Origin of the sequence: Nocardia sp. NPDC050406, from assembly GCF_044459025.1 — a bacterium.
Classification (GTDB): domain Bacteria; phylum Actinomycetota; class Actinomycetes; order Mycobacteriales; family Mycobacteriaceae; genus Nocardia.
Genome location: NZ_JBITIM010000001.1, coordinates 897597 through 916953 on the forward strand (window position 1 = coordinate 897597; position 19357 = coordinate 916953).

General features: G+C 68.5%; 13 protein-coding genes and 1 pseudogene. 3 read left to right on the forward strand and 11 right to left on the reverse strand.

Going from position 1 to position 19357, the window contains the following annotated elements; genetic code table 11:
* Positions 1 to 142 precede the first annotated feature (142 nt).
* Positions 143 to 214 (forward strand): annotated as a pseudogene (locus tag ACIBH2_RS04180) (hypothetical protein); the annotation flags it as partial.
* Positions 215 to 1094: 880 nt separating this feature from the next.
* Entirely contained in the window at positions 1095 to 1340 is a 246-nt protein-coding gene (locus ACIBH2_RS04185; protein WP_397113262.1) for a hypothetical protein, read from the forward strand.
* Between the two features lie 5 nt (positions 1341 to 1345).
* On the opposite strand, the gene ACIBH2_RS04190 is transcribed toward ACIBH2_RS04185, so the two are convergent.
* The 3 genes from ACIBH2_RS04190 to ACIBH2_RS04200 form a co-directional block, all read right to left on the reverse strand.
* On the reverse strand, positions 1346 to 2020 hold the full coding sequence (locus tag ACIBH2_RS04190; protein WP_397113264.1) for an isochorismatase family protein: 675 nt from the start codon (positions 2018 to 2020) through the stop codon (positions 1346 to 1348).
* A 74-nt stretch (positions 2021 to 2094) separates the two neighbouring features.
* Positions 2095 to 3243 carry an isochorismate synthase MenF gene (locus tag ACIBH2_RS04195; RefSeq protein ID WP_397116806.1) on the reverse strand — a complete coding sequence of 383 codons (1149 nt, stop codon included), beginning with the start codon at positions 3241 to 3243 and terminating at the stop codon, positions 2095 to 2097.
* Positions 3244 to 3260: 17 nt separating this feature from the next.
* Positions 3261 to 4058, reverse strand: coding sequence for an SDR family oxidoreductase (locus ACIBH2_RS04200; protein ID WP_397113266.1), 798 nt, complete (start codon positions 4056 to 4058; stop codon positions 3261 to 3263).
* A gap of 100 nt (positions 4059 to 4158) precedes the next feature.
* On the opposite strand from ACIBH2_RS04200, the gene ACIBH2_RS04205 reads away from it, so the two are divergent.
* Complete coding sequence (locus ACIBH2_RS04205; RefSeq protein WP_397113268.1) at positions 4159 to 5805, forward strand: (2,3-dihydroxybenzoyl)adenylate synthase; 1647 nt, start codon at positions 4159 to 4161, stop codon at positions 5803 to 5805.
* A 38-nt stretch (positions 5806 to 5843) separates the two neighbouring features.
* Here ACIBH2_RS04205 and ACIBH2_RS04210 read toward each other — a convergent pair whose 3' ends face one another.
* The 8 genes from ACIBH2_RS04210 to ACIBH2_RS04245 all read right to left on the reverse strand — a co-directional run bounded on the left by ACIBH2_RS04210 (position 5844) and on the right by ACIBH2_RS04245 (position 19277).
* On the reverse strand, positions 5844 to 6083 hold the full coding sequence (locus tag ACIBH2_RS04210) for a phosphopantetheine-binding protein (protein WP_397113270.1): 240 nt from the start codon (positions 6081 to 6083) through the stop codon (positions 5844 to 5846).
* A gap of 8 nt (positions 6084 to 6091) precedes the next feature.
* On the reverse strand, positions 6092 to 6928 hold the full coding sequence (locus tag ACIBH2_RS04215) for a siderophore-interacting protein (protein WP_397113272.1): 837 nt from the start codon (positions 6926 to 6928) through the stop codon (positions 6092 to 6094).
* Positions 6928 to 8157: an enterobactin transporter EntS gene (gene entS, locus ACIBH2_RS04220; RefSeq protein ID WP_397113274.1), complete on the reverse strand. Its 1230-nt coding sequence runs from the start codon at positions 8155 to 8157 to the stop codon at positions 6928 to 6930. The genes ACIBH2_RS04215 and entS overlap by 1 nt, the downstream gene beginning before the upstream one ends.
* Positions 8154 to 9149: an ABC transporter substrate-binding protein gene (locus ACIBH2_RS04225; protein WP_397113276.1), complete on the reverse strand. Its 996-nt coding sequence runs from the start codon at positions 9147 to 9149 to the stop codon at positions 8154 to 8156. Before ACIBH2_RS04225 ends, entS begins: the two co-directional genes overlap by 4 nt.
* A 38-nt stretch (positions 9150 to 9187) precedes the next feature.
* The gene (locus ACIBH2_RS04230; RefSeq protein ID WP_397113279.1) at positions 9188 to 16228 is read right to left on the reverse strand and encodes an amino acid adenylation domain-containing protein; all 7041 of its coding nucleotides are present in this window, start codon (positions 16226 to 16228) and stop codon (positions 9188 to 9190) included.
* Positions 16229 to 16302: 74 nt separating this feature from the next.
* Positions 16303 to 17208, reverse strand: a complete 906-nt coding sequence (locus ACIBH2_RS04235) for an ABC transporter ATP-binding protein (RefSeq protein WP_397113281.1) — start codon at positions 17206 to 17208, stop codon at positions 16303 to 16305.
* A 12-nt stretch (positions 17209 to 17220) separates the two neighbouring features.
* On the reverse strand, positions 17221 to 18270 hold the full coding sequence (locus tag ACIBH2_RS04240) for a FecCD family ABC transporter permease (RefSeq protein ID WP_397113284.1): 1050 nt from the start codon (positions 18268 to 18270) through the stop codon (positions 17221 to 17223).
* The gene (locus ACIBH2_RS04245) at positions 18267 to 19277 is read right to left on the reverse strand and encodes an iron chelate uptake ABC transporter family permease subunit (RefSeq protein ID WP_397113286.1); all 1011 of its coding nucleotides are present in this window, start codon (positions 19275 to 19277) and stop codon (positions 18267 to 18269) included. Before ACIBH2_RS04245 ends, ACIBH2_RS04240 begins: the two co-directional genes overlap by 4 nt.
* Positions 19278 to 19357 lie beyond the last annotated feature (80 nt).

Here is a 19357-nt window from a genome sequence, read left to right on the forward strand (position 1 = left end):
ATGGTGTTCGACCACACCCAGAACAAGCCCTTGCATCTCGCGCCCGGCGTCCGGTTGGCCAACAAGTGGCAGCGCCTCGCCCGCATCGCGACCGACCGCGGCTGCACCCGTCCCAGGTGTTCGGCCCGCCACGATGTGCCAGATGCATCATGTCCTCGGCTTCGCCCAAGACGGGTTGACCCACACCGAGAACCTCACGTTGGCGTGCGATCAGTGCCATGCCAGAATCACCGGCACGCAGTCGGGGTGGGAAACCGAAGTCCTTGACGCGAATTCGGACCATCCGGGCAGAGTCGGGTGGCGAGCCCCGCGCAAGTGGACCCGACCGGTCTACTCGAGGTCAACCACGTACATCATCCCGGCGAGGTCCTGTACCAGGCCGACGTCCGGATAGAGGCGCGCCACCTCCGCGAAACCCGCGCCAACGCACATGGTTCCACCGCGCCCGCCCCTCCAGGCACCGCCCAGACGAGCGCGCCCACCTCACCAGAACCACCATCGGGCACAACGCCGAGCAGCGAACCCGCCGCCCCCCAACCCCCGTGGTGAGCGTCGGGTGGCGAGCCCCCGCCCACGTGGACCCGACCGGTCTACTCGAGGTCAATCATGTGCATCATCTTGACGAGGTCCTGTATCAGGCCGACGTCCGCATAGAGGCACGCCGCCGACGCCAATCACGGCCCGACACAGCAAGACCCGCCGCACCCGAACCCCCGTGGTGACAACCCCGGGCGAAGGCCCCGCCGCGCCACAACCCCCGGGTGCATCTGTCAGTGAAAAATCTCTAAAACAGCATTAGTGCAGTCCGCAGGCTGGAATCGCAGGCCAACGGCACCCAATGTCGCGTCAGCCAAAGTCAGGAAAGGCACACGACGCAACCGCGCTTAATGTCGTTCAAACAGATGTCGCCCAAGACATCCGCCCGTTCCTGGCTGACGGACGCACACACTCCCACAATTAATCCACCCTCGAGAGCCTCCACCCCTGTGCCCCGTGACGACCATGGGACAGATGATGCGTTTGAGGTTCACCGAACGGGGAATCGCTGACCATATAGTTCCTTCCCCAGCAGTACGCCTAGAGGAGCAGTCCGGATGTCCCCGATGACCAAAACCCGCTCGCACACAGACAATCTCGCGCTGATCGACAACGTCAACGGGACCGGCCTGACCCTCTTACTCTTCGGCGTCCTCGGATCTACCTGGACGCTCAACGCCACCGGCGTGGAAGACCGAGGCTGGATGCTCGCGGGAATGATCATCACAGCCTTGGCCCTACTCACCGGCTTGGTTGGCGTAGCACGGGAACGCCACCGCTCCCGCACTCGCAAGAACTCCTGACCTCGCTATGCCACGATCCCCGAAATGCCTCCGTGGACCGATCGGGGATCGGTCAATTGATCCAGTAGCGCGGCGGTCGACAGCACCGAGCCGCAACGCCGGGCGACATAGTTGAGCGCCATGACATGCTCGTCGCGCGAGAAGTCGGCAGTGGCGTCCGAGGCCAGGAACGGCCGCACATCGCTCATGAAAGCCTCTGCGGCACTGAGCATGCAGCCCATATGGGTGTAGACGCCGGTGATCATGAGGTGGTCGCGGTTGTAGTAGCCGAGCAGTTCACGGAGATCCGTGCGCTGGAAGGCGGAGTAGCGCCATTTGGTGACCTGGATGTCCCGCGCGTCCGGCCGCAGTTCGGCGACCACCTCGGTATCGGCCCCCTGCGACATCCCGGTACCCCAGAAATCCGCGAGGATGCCGCGTCGCGACGGATGCTGGTTGCCCGGCTGCATCGTGTAGATGACGGGAATTCCCAACTCGTGGCAGCGATTTCGGAGTGCCGCGATGTTCCGAATCAGCGTGCTCGCCGGTTCCTGCGCGGTGTCGTACGCGGAGAGGAAGTACCGCTGCATGTCGTGGATCAGCAGCGCGGTGCGTCCCGGTTCGAGCGTCCAGGACACTTGGTTCGCGATGACCTCGTCGTCGGTCGGCATGGCATAGGGCGCGATAGGGGGAATGGGCATAGCTGGTCTCCGGTTCGTCGTATGCGTGGGTGACGTCGGCCGATGGCCGGAAAGGCAGTGGTCTCGTGCGCCGATCAGGCGACCGTGACCGGCAGGTCCGCGATACCGAGCGGACCGAGGACGCGCTGGAATTTGCCGATGGTTTCGGCCAATTCGGCGGCCGGATCGGATTCGGCGACAATGCCGCCGCCCGCGTGGGCGAGCAGACTCAGGCCGTCGGCGGCCAGCTCCGCGCACCGGATGCTCACCATCCACTCACCATTGCCGTCGGCGTCGCACCAGCCAACCGCGCCCGCGTAGAAGCCGCGATCACCCTCGAGTTCCGCGATCAGCCGGGCGGCGTCCGCGGTCGGGGTGCCGCAGATGGCGGGCGTCGGATGCAGTGCGGCGGCCAGTTCCAAGGCCGACGGCCCGTCGGCCGGAACGGTCGCCGTGATCGGCGTTCCGAGATGCCACATCTCCGGCGTCCCCGTGAGCTCCGGGCCGCCCGGTGCGTGGACGGTGGCGCAGCGGTCACGCAGTACACCGCTGACCTGATCGACCACGTACCGGTGCTCGTGCTGGTCCTTCGAGGACGCGAGCAGATTGTCGGCGGCCGCGCGGTCGGCGTCGGCATCGGGCGCGCGGCGGGCCGATCCGGCCAACGGGTGGCTGAGCACGTCGCCGCCATCGCGCCGCACCAGGACCTCCGGGCTGGAGCCGACGAAATGCCTACCGCGATAGTCGTTTCCGGCGGCGGAGAGATCGACGAGGAAGCCGTTCCCCACCGGATCGGTCGACACCAACAGATCCAAGAACTCGACGGGCTTCAGCGGCCGAGAGGCGCGGGCGCGAATCCCCCTCGCGAGCACCACCTTTCGCAGCGGATGACTCTCATCGCCCAGTAGTCGCACCGCGGCGGCCACCCGCTGCATATGCGTGTCCGGCGACGGCAACGCGGCGTCGATATCGAAGCGCGGCAGGTTCTTCGGCGCCTCGGGCCGATACGCACCGGCCGTCACCGACACCGACTCGGGCGCGAAGAGCGCGGCCGGTGCGTCCGGCGCGAACGGCAGCGCACCGACAATGTGGCTCACCTGCCCCGAGTGCAGTGCGTCGACCGCCTCCCGGGCCGAGTGGAATATCCGGCCGACGCCCCTGCCGACCACGGTCCGGTGTGGCCGGGCCAGGACGAAAGCGGGCTCCGAAGTGTCTGCTGCGGTGGCAGCGCTGTGGGAAGGAATGGGATTGTCCTCTCGAATCACATATCGAGCGTCGCGCCGCCGTCCACCCGCAGATCGTGCAGGGTGATATGGCGTGCGTCGTCGGATACCAGAAAGCGGACCGCCGCGGCGATATCGGCGGGAGCGGCAATGCGCCGCAAGGGAATTCCGAGGCGGTAGGCCTCGGGTTCGCCGTCGAGCAGACTCGCTCGCGCGGCATCGTCGAGGGTGTCGTCGCCATAGAGGCCGCGCAGCATGGCGGTATCGGTGGAGCCGGGCGACACCAGATTCACGCGCACACCGTGCGGGGCGACCTGTAGGGCGAGGGCGCGGGTGTACGCGGTGGCCGCGGCTTTGGAGGCGCAGTAGGCGGCCATTCCGACGCGCGGAGTGCTTGCGGCATTGGACGATACGACCACGATGGACCCACGCCCGGCGGCGACCATCGCACGCGCCGCGCACTGGGTGACATGCATGGTGCCGGTGGCATTGACCGCCATGGAGCGCTCCCAGTCCTCGACCGAGGTGTCCAACGCGGTCCCGGCGTGCATCACACCGGCCGCGTGCACCACGACATCCGGCGTCCCGTGCTCGACGACAACTCGATCGAACGCCGCCGCGACGGCCTCCCGATCGGTCACATCGATCTCGACCGCCGCCACGACTCCCTGTGTGCCACTTTTGATTTCACCCGCCGTCCCGTGCACCCGCACATCACGGTCCCACAGCGATACGGCCTTCGCACCCGGCGCGAGCGCGGCGGCGACCGCCGCCCCGATCCCCGAGGCGGCCCCGGTGACCACGACCACCCGCGCCTCCGAATCGATCATGAACATAAGGTTAGCCTAACCTGATAAGAATGTGTGACGTTCGTTCGTCGGCCCGACCGACACCGGACGCGTCAATCGTCGAATCTCCGAAATGAGGTGGCCCACAATGCCTTCGACCGTTCTCCCCGGCTTCACGCCGTGGCCGTCGGCCGATGCCCAGCGGTACCGAGACCTGAAATGCTGGACCGGAGAGACCTTCGGAGATGTGCTCACCGCCCGCGCGGCGGCCACGCCCGACGCCACCGCGGTACTGGACGAGGCGAATACCTGGACCTACGCCGAACTCGACCACCGTTCCCGCTCCCTGGCCACGGGTCTGGCCCGGCTCGGTATCGGCCGCCAGGACCGGGTCCTGGTGCAGCTGCCCAATCGCGCCGAATTCGTGGAGGTGATCTTCGCGCTGTTCCGCCTGGGCGCGCTGCCGGTGTTCTGCCTGCCCGCGCACCGACAGGCCGAGCTGGTGCCCATCGCCACGGCCAGCGGCGCGAAGGCCATGATCACCTGCGGTGTCCATCAGCGTTTCGACTACGCGGCATTGGCGGATTCGATTCGCGGACAGGTGGATACGCTGCGGCACATTCTGGTGGTCGCCGACGGTGGGGCCGCGCTGCCCGAGGGTGCCCGCGATATCGCCGAGTTCCGCGACGAACCCGCCGAGCTGCCCGCCGTGGACGCCGGTGAGGTGGCGTTCCTGCAACTGTCCGGCGGCAGCACCGGCATTCCGAAGCTCATCCCCCGCACGCACGACGACTACCTCTACAGCGTCCGGCGCAGCGCCGAGATCTGTGAACTCGACAGCGACACCGTGTATTTGGCGACACTGCCGGTGGCGCACAACTTTCCGATGAGTTCGCCGGGCATTCTGGGCGCGCTGTGGGCGGGCGGGACCGTGGCCATGACGCCGGATCCCACCCCGGCGACCGCGTTCGCGCTCATCGAGAGGTTCGGCGTGACCATTACCGGCCTGGTGCCGCCGCTGGCACGATTGTGGGTCGAGCGCGCCGAGGCAGGCAACACCCCGGATCTGTCCAGCCTGCGAGTGGTTCTCGTGGGTGGCGCACGCTGCCCGGAGGAGCTCGCCGAACGCGTCGGACCGGCGCTGGGCGTGACATTGCAGCAGGTGTTCGGTATGGCCGAGGGCCTCGTCTGCTACACGCGACTCGACGACCCCACCGATGTGGTGATCGGCACCCAGGGCCGTCCGATGTCCGAGTACGACCAGGTCAAGGTGGTCGACGACAATGGTGTCGAGGTGCCGCCGGGCACCGACGGTAACCTGATCACCCAGGGCCCGTACACGATTCGCGGCTACTACGACAATCCCGACGCCAATGCCCGCAGCTTCACCGCCGACGGCTGGTACCGCACCGGTGACATCGTGTGCCTGCGCCCGGACGGCAATCTCGAGGTGCGCGGCCGCGCGGGCGACTGGGTCAATCGCGGTGGCGAGAAGGTGTCGGCGGAGGAGCTCGAAGGACATCTGCTGGCGCACCCCGACATCCGCGACGCGGTGATCGTGGGAACGCCGGATCCGATACTGGGGCAACGCATCTGCGCTTTCGTGCAACCGGTCGACGCGACGGCGAAGCTCACCCTGACCACGGTGCGCACCTTCGTCCGCGAACGCGGCGTCGCGGCGTGGAAGATGCCCGATGCGGTGGTGATCGTCGAGAAGTTCCCGGAGACCGGCGTCGGCAAGATCAGCCGCAAGGATCTGCGACAGGTGCTCGCCGACGGGTCCTACCGCAACTGACGCCCCGAGGGGTGGCGCGGAGAGCGCCGCGCCACCCGTCAAGACAACACGTCGATCCACGATCCGAGCACCGGATCGGCTGCCAGGCTGGGGAAGTCGACGTGCTCGTACCCGGCCGCCCGCCACTTCTCCACCAGCGACATGATGCGCACCGAATCCAGTCCGGCGTCGAGCAGATTGGTCTCGTCGGTCAACTCGTCCGCGCTGACGCCCAAAGCCGCTGCCACGTCGTCGATTACGCGCTGCCGCTCCGATACGGCGGTGTTCTCGTTGCTCATGGTCTTCCTCACTCGTCTCGGTCGTAGTCGGCCACACCGCGCTTCCAGTACCCGGCGATCAGATAGTCCTTGGGGCTGACGCCCAGGTCCTGGCGCACCCACCGGCGGAGCGGCTTCAACACCCCCGACTCACCGGCCAGCCACACGTAAACCCGTTCCCCGGCAGGTACTTCCACCGCGCGCATGGCCTTCTCCAGTGCGTCACCGGTCCCCGGTTCGGCGTCGCCGCGATGCACCCACTGCACCGTGAACCCGGGCGGCGCGTCGATAACGATCTCCTCATCGGGCCCGACCACCTCGATGAACGCCCACCCCGACGACGCTCTCGGCAACCATTCCAGCCACCGGGCGATGGCGGGCAGCGCGGTGATATCCCCCGCGAACAGATACTTGTCATAGGTCGTCGGAACCACCACTCCCCCAGGCGGTCCCGCGATGTGCATCTTGGTACCCGGCGTCGCGGCGAGCGCCCAGTCCGAGGCCAGGCCACCGGGATGGATGGCGAAGTCGATATCCAGTTCCCGATCTTCGGCGCTGAACCGCCGCACGGTGTATTCCCGCGACACCGGTCGCGGCTTGCCCCATTCCAGCGACAGCCCGTCCTTGCGCGGCAGCCGCAGCACGCCGTCGTCGTCCGGAAAGACCAGGCGCACATGCTCATCCGGCACATAGCTGTGGAAACCGGCCAAGTCTTCCCCACCAAAGGTGATGCGCACCAGTCCCGCGCCAACCGTGACCGTGCGGACGACCTCCACCGCGCACAGTCCGATCGGATAGCCGACCTTGGCTCCATGCGAACCCGACAGCACCTCGGTGATGCGTTCGGCATAGGCGGCTCGATCCATCAGTGCGTCTCCTTTCCCAACAGCGGCGCGGCGGCGAGCGCCGTCACCGCGCCGAGTACCAGTACGGACAGCCCGTAGACCACGAGTGCGGTCGCGGGGTCGAAGAATTGGCCCACCAGTCCGGCCACCATCGAGCCGACGGCGGTCCCGGTGACGGCCTGCACCATGAGCAGCCCCGAGATGCGTCCACGCAGTTCCTCGGGGGCCTGCTGCTGGAGCACCGTGTAGCGCAGCACCATGTTCACGGCGCGGGCCATGCCGAATCCGGCCAGACCCAGGGACACCCACGCGGCGTGCGGCGCGAGTCCGGCGACGATCACGCCGAGCGGCATGAGCGCCAGCGACACGAGCAGCGCACGCCCGGGTCGGCGGCTGCGACCGATCCACCCGCTGGTCAGCGAGCCGATCACCGCACCCGCACCGGGTGCGGCGTAGAGCACGCCGAGTGTCGTTGTGCCAGCGGCCAGTTCGCGTTCGACGAGAGCGGGCAGCAGCACGAGTGGCCCGCTCACCAGCATGGCGATCAAACCCGTCAGCAGCGCGGCGCGAATAGCCTTGTGCTGCATGGCGAAACGAATGCCGATGGTCAGCTCCCGCACAGGATGCTGGACATCGCGCGCCGGTGGCGGTTGTGGCCCGATGGCGCGAATGAAGCCGACGGTGGCGACGGTCGCACCCGCCGCCAGGAAGAATGCCAGGCCCACACCGGTTTTCGCGATGAGCAGACCGGCCACCGCCGGTGTGATCATGGTGCCCAGATCCGAGGTGAGGGCCGTCAGCGCACCGGCGGCGGCCACCTTCTCGCGCCCCACGAGCATGGGCACCAGCGCCATGAGCGCCGATCCGCTGACCCCGCCCGCCAGACCGTCCACGACGCCCGCGCCGTAGATGACGGCCAGGAACGGGTCCGGTAGCAGCGCGTTGACGCCGAGCGCCAGAAAGCCGAGACCCGCCGCGCTGCGCGAGAATTGGATGACGTCGCGGCGGTCGTACCGGTCCGCGATCACCCCGCCCGCCAGACTTCCGGCGAACAGGGCGACCGCGGTGACCGTGGTGACGCCAGCGACGTGCAGGGAGGATCCGGTGAGCTGGTAGACCTGCACGGGCAGGGCCACCATGAGCAGTCCGATCCCGAGCACCGATACCAGCCGGGCCGCGAAGGCGCACCGGAACTCCCGGCTCGCGCGCAGCGGCGAGGTGTCGATGAGCAGGCCGCCGACGGCTGTCACCGGAAGCGCTCCGCCAGCAGGTCGAGGGTGATCATGGCATTGCGGTAGTCGGGGCGCTGGCTGGTGGCGGGCAGCTCGTAGACCTTGTTGGCCTGGAAGGCCGGGAGCTTGGCCAGCATCGGGTCTTCCTTCAGCTGGGCGATGGAGCGGCCGCCGTCGAGCTGGACGACGAACAGCGCCGGGGCGTCGACGACGGTGGTGGTCAGCTCCGGGCTGAACGACACCCAGTCGGCGGCAGCGGCGCGAGTCGGGTTACCGGCCTTGGCCTCCACCTTGTCGTCGATGGTGAAGCCGACAGCGGTCAGCAGCGAGGCCAGCGGGGTGCCGGGCGCGATCACCGACGGCTTGAGATCCTTGCGCGACTGGAACACCGACACCGCGCCCTGCGGCGGCTTGATCCCGGCCTTGACCTGCGCGACCTTGTCGTTGTACGCGCTGATCAGGCCGTCCACCTTGTCGGACCGATCGACCACGTTCGCGACGACCTTCAGCTGTTCCTGCCAGTCGGTCAGGTTCGACGGCACCAGCACGGTCGGGGCGATCGCGGCGAGTTTGTCGTAGGCGTCGATGGACTGCTGTCCCGGGTAGCCTTGTCCGCCGCCGATGATGAGGTCGGGCTGCTGGGCGGCGATGAACTCCAGGTTGATGTCGTCACCGGAGGGAAGCACCTGGGTGCCTTGCTTTTTCGCGTCCTCGGCCCAGGCGGTGGGGAATTCGCCGGGCTTCAGGGTGACGCCGAGTACGCGCGGGTCGGCGGCCTGCACCTTGGCCCCGAGGTCGTAGAGGTATCCGGCGAGTGAGCCGTTGACGACGACAATGCGCTGCGGGTCGGCGGGCACCGCGATAGCGCCGCGCTCGGTCTGCACCTCGCGGGTGCCGGACTTGTTCGCCTCGTCGGTGGTGGAACTGCTACAGCCCGCGACCGCGACCAGCGCGAGAATCAGCAGGGCGACGGCGGCGCGCACGCGGGCCGTCATTCGGTACAGCGTCATGGAGGGGTTGTTCTTTCTTCTCTTGTTGTGGGGGAAGCTCATTCGCGAATCGCCGGGTCGGCGTCGAGCAGCGCGGCGACCTCGGCCCATCCGGCCGGGGACACGATGTCGAAGTGCGAGTAGGGCAGTCGGCGCACCACCAGCCGCGCACCGGCCGCCAACCAGCCCGAGAGTTGGGCCTCGGTGCGCCCGGTGTCGGTGCCGGTATCGGCGGCGTAGAGGGCCATGGGTCCGCTGTAGCGCGGGCTCGTCGACGCGGTGACCATGCCGAGGAGTTCGGTGGCGGCGGCACGGACGGCGGCCGCGAGTTCCGGTGCGTCCTCGGGGAGTTCGGGCAGCAGTCGATCGAGTTCGCCCGGATCGGCCAGTGCCCGGCTGGCCTGCTCGGTGAGGTTCGCCAGCGGATGCGAATCGACGAGGCCGACGTAGGCGAGCTGTTCGCCATTCGACTCCAGCAGCGCGGCCATCGCATGCGCGATCGTGCCGCCGAGGGAGTAGCCCAGCAGACGGTAGGGCCCGTGCGGTTGGATGCGGCGGATGGTGGCCACGTAGTGACGGGCGACCTCGTCGATGGTCGCGGCTCGAAACTCGCTGCCGCTCAAGGACGGCAGCTGCACTCCGATGAGCGGGCGGTCGGCGCGCAACAGCTGCGCGAGCGGCCCGAACTGCCAAGCGGTTCCGCCGACCGGGTGGATGCAGAACAGCGGCGCGCCCGCTCCGGCGGCGCGTAGCTCGAGCACATGATCGAGGCGACGGCCGAGCATGGCGAGACCGTCGGAATTGTCTTCCACCGGAACAGGATTGGCCGTGAGCCGGGCAGCGAGCGTACGCGCGGTGGGCGCGGCGAAGATATCGTCGAGAACGACCGCCAGGCCCGCGCGCCGCAATCTGCCGACCAGCCGCACCGCGGTGAGCGAGTGTCCGCCCGCCGCGAAGAAGTCCTCGTCCGCGCCGATATCGGCGATCGCCAGGACCGCGGCCATGGCGGCGCGGACACTGTCGAGGCCCTCGCCCGCCGAGATCGGCGCAACGGTCTCCTCGGCACGGGGAGACGACGTGCCGCCCGGTACCGGCAGCGCTTTCCGGTCGATCTTCTCGCTGGTCGTTCTCGGAATCTCCTCCAGCACCACGAAAGCGGAGGGCACCATGTACGCGGGCACCATGGTGCGCAGCGCCGCCGCCACCGTCGCGGTGTCGAGTTCGATCCCGGATCGCGCGATCAGATACGCGACGAGACGCTGATCGCCCGGAGTGTCCTCGCGCAGCAGCACCACCGCCTGCGCGATGCCGTCGCAGCCCAGCAGCGCCGCCTCGATATCGCCGAGTTCGATGCGCTGCCCGCGCAGTTTCACCTGGCTGTCGACGCGACCCACATAGTCGAGTTCGCCCTCCGGCCCCCACTTCACGAGGTCACCGGTGCGGTACATGCGTTCGCCGGAGGCACTGGGATCGGCCACGAACGCCGCGGCGGTCAGGTCGGGTCGCGCGACGTAGCCGCGCGCCAATTGCACTCCGGTGAGGTACAACTCGCCGATGGTGCCGATCGCCACGGGCCGCAAGCGCTCGTCGAGCACCCGCACTCCGGCCCGTCGTGCCGGTCTGCCGATGGGCACCGATCCGGTGTCCGCCTCGGTGGTCTCGTGGTGGGTGATGCACACCGCGGCCTCGGTGGGCCCGTACAGGTTGTTCACCCGCGCACCGGTGAGCGCCCGAATGCGGTGCGCGGTGGCCGGTGGCAGCGCCTCCCCGCCGGTGTAGACGCAGCGCAGGCTGGTGCAGCCAGACAGATCCGCTTCCTCCCCGAGCACGGTCAGCATGGAGGTGGTCATCTGCAGCGCGGTCACGCCCTCGGCGCGCATGAGTTGTGCTTGGTAGTACGGGTCCCGGTGACCGTTCGGCCGAGTCAGGACGATGCGCGCGCCGACCAGCAGCGGATGGAACAGTTCGAGAATGGAGGCGTCGAAGGTCGGCGGCGTGCGGTAGAGCACGGTGTCGCCGAGGCCGAATTCGTGCTGGCGCTGCAACCATTCGAAGGTGTTCACGATCGCCGCGTGCGGCACCGTCACGCCCTTGGGCACGCCCGTGGAGCCGGAGGTGAACAGCAGATACGCCGAATTACCCGGCCGCAGTGGCGCATTGCGTTCGGCGTCGGCGATGGGTGCGTCGGCGAATGCGGTGGTGTCCAGCTCGTCGACGGCGACGACGCGTGCGTGCGCCGATTCGAAGCTGTCGGTCGTCGTGGTGAGAATCAATGCGGGAGCGGCGGTTTCGAGTATGCGGTCGAGCCGCTGCACCGGCTGTTCGAGGTCGATCGGCAGGTAAACGCCACCGGCCCGAGCGATCGCGTGCGCCGCGATGACCGAGTCGATGCCGCGCCACATGGCCACCACGACCACCGATTCCGGTGCGATGCCCTGCGCGATGAGCCATCGGGCGAGGCGGTGCGCACGGGCGTGGAATTCGCCGTAGGTGATGGTGGTGTCGTCGAGGGTGATCGCGGGGGCGGACGGATCGACCGCGTCGACGGCCTGCCAGCTGGCGAGGGTGTCGCCCCGGGTCCGCGACACACGGGTCGTGTCGATGACCGATGAGACCGTGGTCTCGGCGTCGGCCGTGAGAGCCGTGAGCACCGCGCCGAGATGTCCCGCCAGACGGGTGGCGGAGCTTTCCGGTACCGCCGCCGAGTCGTGGTGCAGTATCAGTTCGAACCTGTCGCCGGGCCGCGCGGTCACGGTCACCGGATAGTGGGTGAGGCTGTGCACCGCCACGTCCGCCACCCGCAGTTCATGCGAATCCGGCTGGCGCAGACCAGTTTTCGGGAAGTTCTCGTAGACCACCAGCGTGTCGAAGAGCCGACCGAGCCCGACCGCGCGTTCCACGGTCGCCAACCCCAGATATCCACAGGACTGCATCTCGAAAGTGGCGCGCTGGAAATCGTCGAGCTGGTCGAGCAACGGACGCCCCGGATCGAGGGTCAATCGCACCGGAACCGTATTGCTGAACAACCCCACCGTCGTCTCGACATCCGGCAGATCCGCCGGACGCCCCGAGACCACCGCGCCGAACACCACATCGGTGCGGCCGAGATGCTCGGCGAGCACCATCGACCACGCGCCTTGCAGCAGGGTGTTCATGGTGAGCCCGTGCCGACGGCTGACCGTCTCCAACGCGGCGGCTGCCGTGTCCGGCAGCGGGACCCGCATCGCGCGGGCGGGTGCGCGCTGACCGGCCGCTCCGACCAAGGTGGTCGCGGCCAGACCGTCGAGATACTCGCGCCACCGGCCCAGGGCCGCGTCGGTATCACGGCTACTCAGCCAAGCCAGGTAGTCGCCGTAATAGCCCGGTGCCGAGAGCTTGTCGTCATCGCCGTGATAGAGCCCGAGCGTTTCCCGCAGCATGATCGGCACCGACCAGCCGTCGGCGAGCAGATGGTGTGCGGTGAGGACGAGGCGCTGCGACGTATCGGTCAGGCGAATCAACAGGACCCGCACCAGCGGAGGGTTCGCGATATCGAAAGGTTCGGCGCTCGCCCGCGCTTCGAGTTCCGCCGCAGCCGCTTCGGGGTCGGCCAAGGCCCGCAGATCCTCGGTGCGCCACGACAATTGGGGAGCACGAGGCACGACCTGCACCGGCTGATCGAAGTCTTCGTAGCTGAAGGCCGCGCTCAGGTTCGGGTGCCGAGTGAGCATGCGTTCGAAGGCGGCCGCCAGCCGCCGCGGCTCCACCGCGCCGTCCAGTTCGAAGCGGGCCGTCATCGTGTAGATGTCGTTGTCGCCGTCACGCAGCGCGTGGAACAGCAGGCCCTCTTGCAGCGGCGACAGCGGGAGCACGTCGAGGATCTCGCCATAGCGCACCGCGAGCTCGTCCATGGCTTGGCGAGGCAGCTCGATCAAGTTTCGGCGCAACGTATTTCGCTGCGGCGGCGCGGTCTCGGCGACCGATGCGGCGCTCGCGGCGAGCTCACCCAGACCGCGACGCGTCAGCAGCTCCTGCGGCGAGACGATCAGCCCCTGCTCCCGCAGCCGACTGCTCACGCTGATGGCGGTGATGCTGTCGCCGCCGACGCCGAAGAAGTCGTCGTCCACGCTCACGGCGTCATGGCCGAGAGCGGTCGCCACCACCTCGCAGACGGCGCGCTCGGCGGGTGTGGAGGGTTCCCGCCCACCGGCATCCGACGGCGGCTGCGGCAGCGCGGCACGATCCAATTTGCCATTCACCGTCTGTGGCAGCCGTTCCAGCACGACTATGCGCGACGGAACCATGTGATCGGGCACCAGATCCGCCAGCCGCGAACGCAATTCGAGCGAATTCACCGCATCGTCGCCGGGCACCACGTACCCGATCAAGGTGGCTCGCCCGGCGATCTCGCGAATATCGGCAGCGGCTGCCCGCACTTGGGCGAGCCCACCGAGCGCGGCCTCGACTTCGCCCAGTTCCACGCGGTGTCCGCGAATCTTCACCTGATTGTCGACCCGGCCGACGTACTCGTAGCCGTGCTCGGGAATCCAGCGGGCACGGTCACCGGTGCGGTACATGCGGTCACCGGGCGGGCCGAAGGGGTCGGCGACGAACCGGTCCGCGGTCGCGTCGGGGCGGCCCAGATAGCCGCGCGCGAGTTGCGGCCCCGCCAGATAGAGTTCACCGACCTGGCCGTCGGGAACCACCTGTAAACCATTGTCGAGCAGGTGGACCCGAGTTCCGGTGACCGGGCGGCCGATACACGGCAGCTCTCCCCGCACCGGTGCGGTGATGGCGTCGACCGTCGATTCGGTCGGGCCGTACAGGTTGACCGCCGGGATTCCGGCGCGCTCGACGCGCTGCCACAGATCGGGCGGGCAGGCATCACCACCGAGCGCGAGCAGGGCGATATCCGTCAAACCATGGTCGAGCAGTGCGGCGGCGAAACCGGGTGTGCCGTCCACGACATCGATCCGGTCGCGCGCGAAGGCCGCCACCAGCGCGGCGGGATCGCGGCGAATCGCGCTGTCGTAGAGGTGGATCCGATGGCCATCGAGCAGCCACAGCAGCGGGTCCACGGCGGCGTCGAAGGCGAACGAGGTCGTATGTGCGATACGCAACGGCCGGTCACCGACCCGCGCCGCCGCCTCGGCGTACATTCCGGCGCGGTGCGCGGCCAGCAGGTGCGCCAGCGCCCCGTGTTCGACGAGTACGCCCTTGGGGCGGCCTGTCGAACCCGAGGTGTAGATCAGGTACGCGCTATCGCGTGGGTGGAGCTGACCGAATCCGTGTGCGGTCGAGGCGAACTCGGTCCGCTCGGCCTGATGCTCCGGACGGTCGACCGCGACGACGCCGGGTCCGAGCTCGCCCGCCAGCGCACCGGCGCTCAGCACCACCGTCGGTGCGGCATCGGCGATCACGTCCCGCAGCCGCGCCGCCGGATGTTCGGGATCCAGTGGTACATACACGCCACCGGCCCGCCACACGGCGAACACCGATACGACGAACTCGATCGAACGCGGCAGTGCGACACCGACAATCGAGCCCCGCCGCACTCCCCTGGCTCGCAGCCAGTGGGCCAGCCGGTCGACTCGTCGGCCGAATTCCGCTGCCGTGCAGCGCTCGTCCTCCGCCGCCAGCACGACGGCATCGGGCCGCTGGGCCACCAATCGAGCCAGGGCATCCGGGACCAACTCCACCGAAACGCTCGCCGCAGCACCGGATCGGGCAGCCGACAACCGCTCCCGCTCGGCCCGCTCCAGCAATTCCAACGCACCCACCGGCGGCTTGTCCGCTCCGGTGAACGCGTCGATCACCCGCGCCAACCCCGCGATGCGCCGATGCACCGTCGCCGAATCATTGCTGCGCGCATCGGATTCGAAGCCCAGCAGCACCGTGCCGTCGGGCAGCGGCGTGACGGTCAGCCCGAGATCCTCGGGCGGTCCACCGGCCACATTGCGCAGCACACCGCGCGCACCGTCGAAATCCAGGGAGAAGTCGAAGACCTTGAGATTGATGCCCACGCCGTGCAGCAGTTCACCCGCGCCGTACCCGTGGAATTCCCGCGCCAGATCGTCACCGCTGTAGCGCTGATGCGCCCGCACCTCGCGCAGTGTCGCCGCCACCCTCGGGGCCAGTTCACCGAGCCGGTCGTCGGCGCGCACGGTCACGCGCAGCGGCAGCACATTCACCGCCATGGCGGGAGTGCTCAGCGCCGCCCGGCCGACCCGGCCCATGAGCAGCATGGACATCACCACATCGGAGGTGCCCAACTGCCGGTTCAGGAAGGCGGCATAGCAGGCCACGAGCACATCGGCCCAGGTGACGCCGTAGCGCTCGGCGCACTCCTTCAGGGTCGCGAGCGCCTCGGCCGACAGGACCGCCTCGGCGCGAATCGTGCGTTCCACCGCACCGCCGACGTGGCGGCCACGACCGTCCAGATCGGGCCAGGGCGTCAACTGTTCGCGCCAGAACAGCCGATCGGCTTCGAACTGCTCCCCGGCGCGATACTCCTGCTCCTCGGCGATCAGCGCGGCGATCGTGCCGAAAGTCGGCTTGGGAGCGGGCTTTCCGCGCCGCAGCGCCGTGTAGTGGGCCGCGACCCGGCGCGACAGCAGCGCCGCGCTGTAACCGTCCACGATCAGGTGGTGGTAGAGCTGCACACACCACACCTGCGTGTCGGAGACGCGAATCAGCGTGTAGTTGTACAGCTGCCGATCCACCATGCCTCGGCAATACTCGGCGGCCCGATGGCGTTCCAGCGCCACCGCCTCGTAGGCCAAGGCCAGGGGCTCGGCGGCGGCCCGCAAGTCGATGGTCGGCCGCAGCCGCGCCGCCGCGTCGGTGACGAATTGCCGTGGCCCCTCCGGTGTGTCGCGGAAGCGCAGCCGCATGTTCTCGGCCTCGGCCACGGTGCGGGTGATCGCCTCCGCGAGCAGGTCGACGTCGATGGGCGTCGGACCGGTGATCTCCAGCACCTCGCCGACCAGATAGCGGCCGGATTCGGGATCGAAGCGCTGCGCGTTCCAAATTCCCAGCTGCGGTCCGGTCAACAGCAAACCGTTCCGGTCGGCCGCCGACTCGTCCCGTACCTCCGGCATCACCGCAACTCCCTTCACCATCAACGACATTCGACCGCGCGGCCGACTCGCACCCCTCCGGCGACAGTTCGCCAGAAAGGTGCCAGATGGAAAGGTTAGCCTAACTTTACCTCGAGTGGGGAAGCTACGTTTCGCGCTGGTGAGAGCCCCTCGTCGGTCACCGGGGCCGCGTTCTCGGCCAGTGGAATGACCAGCGGCGCACCGGTTTCGGGATCGTCGATGATCCGGCAGCCGAGCGTGAAGACCTCGCGGACCAGTTCGGCCGTCACGATCTCGCGCGGCGCTCCGGCGGCGACCACCCGGCCATCGCGCATGGCGATGAGGTGATCGGCGTAGCGAAAAGCGTGGTTGAGGTCGTGCAGGACGGCGACCACCGTGCGCCCGGAGTCCCGGTTCAGCGACCGGCACAGATCCAGCAGCTGGATCTGATGGGCGATATCCAGGTAGGTGGTGGGCTCGTCGAGCAGCACGATCGGGGTGTCCTGGGCCAGCACCATGGCGATCCAGACCCGTTGGCGCTGGCCGCCGGAGAGCTCGTCCACCGGTCGCGCCGAGAGTTCGGTGACACCGGTGGCGGCCATGGCGGCGGCGACCGCGTCGGCATCGGCCTGCGACCACTGCCGCAGCAGCGATTGATGCGGATACCGGCCGCGCGCCACCAGGTCGGCGACGCGGATACCGTCGGGCGCCGTGGAGGTCTGTGGCAGCAGGCCGACCCGGCGCGCCACCTCCTTGGCCGGGTAGTCGGCAATGGCCTTGCCGTCCAACAACACCGCGCCCGACTCGGGTGCGAGCAGACGGGCCAGGGCGCGCAGCAGGGTGGATTTGCCGCAGGCATTGGGGCCGATGATGACGGTGAACTCCCCATCGGGGATGTCCACCGACAGCTGGTCGCTGATGGTGCGGCCGTGATAGCCCAGACGCACCCGATCCGCCCGCAGCCGTGCGGATTTCGGCTCGTCGGCTTTCGATTCGACCGGGCCGTTGTGGTTTTCGCGCATTTGTCGCTTCCTCTAGTTCCGTCGAGCCTCGGCCACCAGCAGATATGCCAGATACAGCCCGCCGATCGATACCGTGACCACGCCGACCGGCAGGGTGGTGGGCGCGAAGGCGCGCTGGGCGATCCAGTCGCATGCCACCAGCAGCAGCGCGCCCATGGCGGCGGCCGGGGCCAGGGCGATGGAGGGGGTGCGGGCCAGGCGGCGGCCCAATTGCGGTGCGGCCAAGGCGATGAAGGCGATGGGTCCGGCGACCGCCGTGGCCGTGGCGGTGAGCGCGACGCTCAGCACGATCAGCAGCAGCCGCGCGCGCCCCACCTGAATGCCGAAGGCCCGCGCCTGGTCGTCGCCCAATTCCAGGATCGGCAGCCACTTCGCGACCGGTATCAGCACGGCGACCAATCCGGCCAGCAGCACCAGGGCCGGGGCGACCTGAGACCAGCTCACGCCATTGAGCGAGCCCGCGCCCCAGGCGGCGGCCGACATGGCGGCATTGAGGTCCGCGCGCAGCACCAGCCAGGTATTGACCGAGGCCAGCATGGCGCTCACACCGATTCCCACGATGATCAGCCGGAAGCCGGTCACATTGTGGCGGAAGGCCAAGAGCTGGATGGCGAGTGCCGCGCCCAAACCGCCGATCAGCGCACCGGCCGAGGTCTGGAAGCTGCCGCCGCCGAGGACCAGCATCACAATGAGCGCACCGGTGTACGCGCCGGTGTTGAAACCGACGATATCCGGGCTACCCAAGGGGTTTCGGGTGACCGATTGCAGTATCGCGCCGCCCACCCCGAGCGCCGCGCCCAACGCCAAGGCCAGCACCACACGCGGAAAACGCCACTCCCACACCACGAGTCGATCGAACCGGTGATCGCCGATCACCAGCGCCCGCAGCACCCGGTCGGGCGGAATCGCGTAATCGCCTGTCCCGAGCGCCAGTACCGCCACCGCCAGCGCGGCGACCAGCAGGATCACGCACACCACGACACTGCGCACACCCACTCGGGCGGTCAGGCCACGCGACCGGACCACCAGCACCGAGCGGCCGAAATCGATCCGCGTCGTCATGCGGCACCCACTCGCGCGCGACGGGCCAGCCAGATCAGCACCGGCGCGCCCAGGAACGCCGTCACCAGCCCGGCGGGTACCTCGTCTCCCGGAATGAGTATGCGGCCGATGACATCCGAGCCGATCACCAGAATCGGCGCGAGCAGCATCGAGTACGCGATGATCCAGCGCTGATCCGGGCCGACCAGCCAGCGCGCCACATGCGGCACCGCCAGCCCGACGAAGGTGATCGGCCCCACCGCGGCCGTCGCGGTGCCACACAACAGGGTCAGCGCGACGACACTCAGCACCCGGGTGCGCGTGACGTGGACGCCCAATGCGCGGGCCAGATCCTCGCCCAGCGCCACGGCATTGAGCGAGCGCGACGCGATCACGGCGGCGACCAGTCCGACGGCGATGAACGGGGTGGCTCCGGCGATGACGTCGTAACCGCGCCCGGTCAGCGAGCCCGAATCCCATTGCCGCCATTCGTCGAAGGCCTTGGCGTTCAGCAGGATCAAGCCCTTGGTCAAACCCGTGAGCACCGCGGTGACCGCCACCCCGGCCAGGGTCAGGCGCACCGGGTCGGAGCCCTGTCTGCCCGCCGTGCCCACCCGGTAGACCACCAGCGATACCACCGCCGCACCGGCGAATCCGAACCACACGTACGAGGTGATGTCGGTGACCCCGAGGAACGCGACCGAGAGTGTGATCGCGAAGGCGGCTCCGGCATTGATGCCGAGCAGCCCCGGATCGGCGAGCGGGTTGCGGGTCAGCCCCTGCATGAGGCAGCCCGCCACGCCGAGGGCGAGTCCGGCGAGCAGCCCGAGCAGGGTGCGGGGCACGCGGTATCCGGTCACGATGAGGTGATCCGGCGAGCCGTCGTCGTGCCACAGCGCCGCCCAGACCTCACCGATCGGAACGGTTTTCGTTCCGACGAGAAGACTGAGCAAACAGGCGGCCAACAGCACGACGGCCGTCAGCACCCACCCTGACCAGCGCCGGGGCGGCGCATGCGGTCCATCCATCGTGTCGTTCACTCCAGTCGGAAAATCGAAGGTCTTGAAAGCTTAGGCTTACCTACCCTACTGTGTCGCGTGTCCGGTTC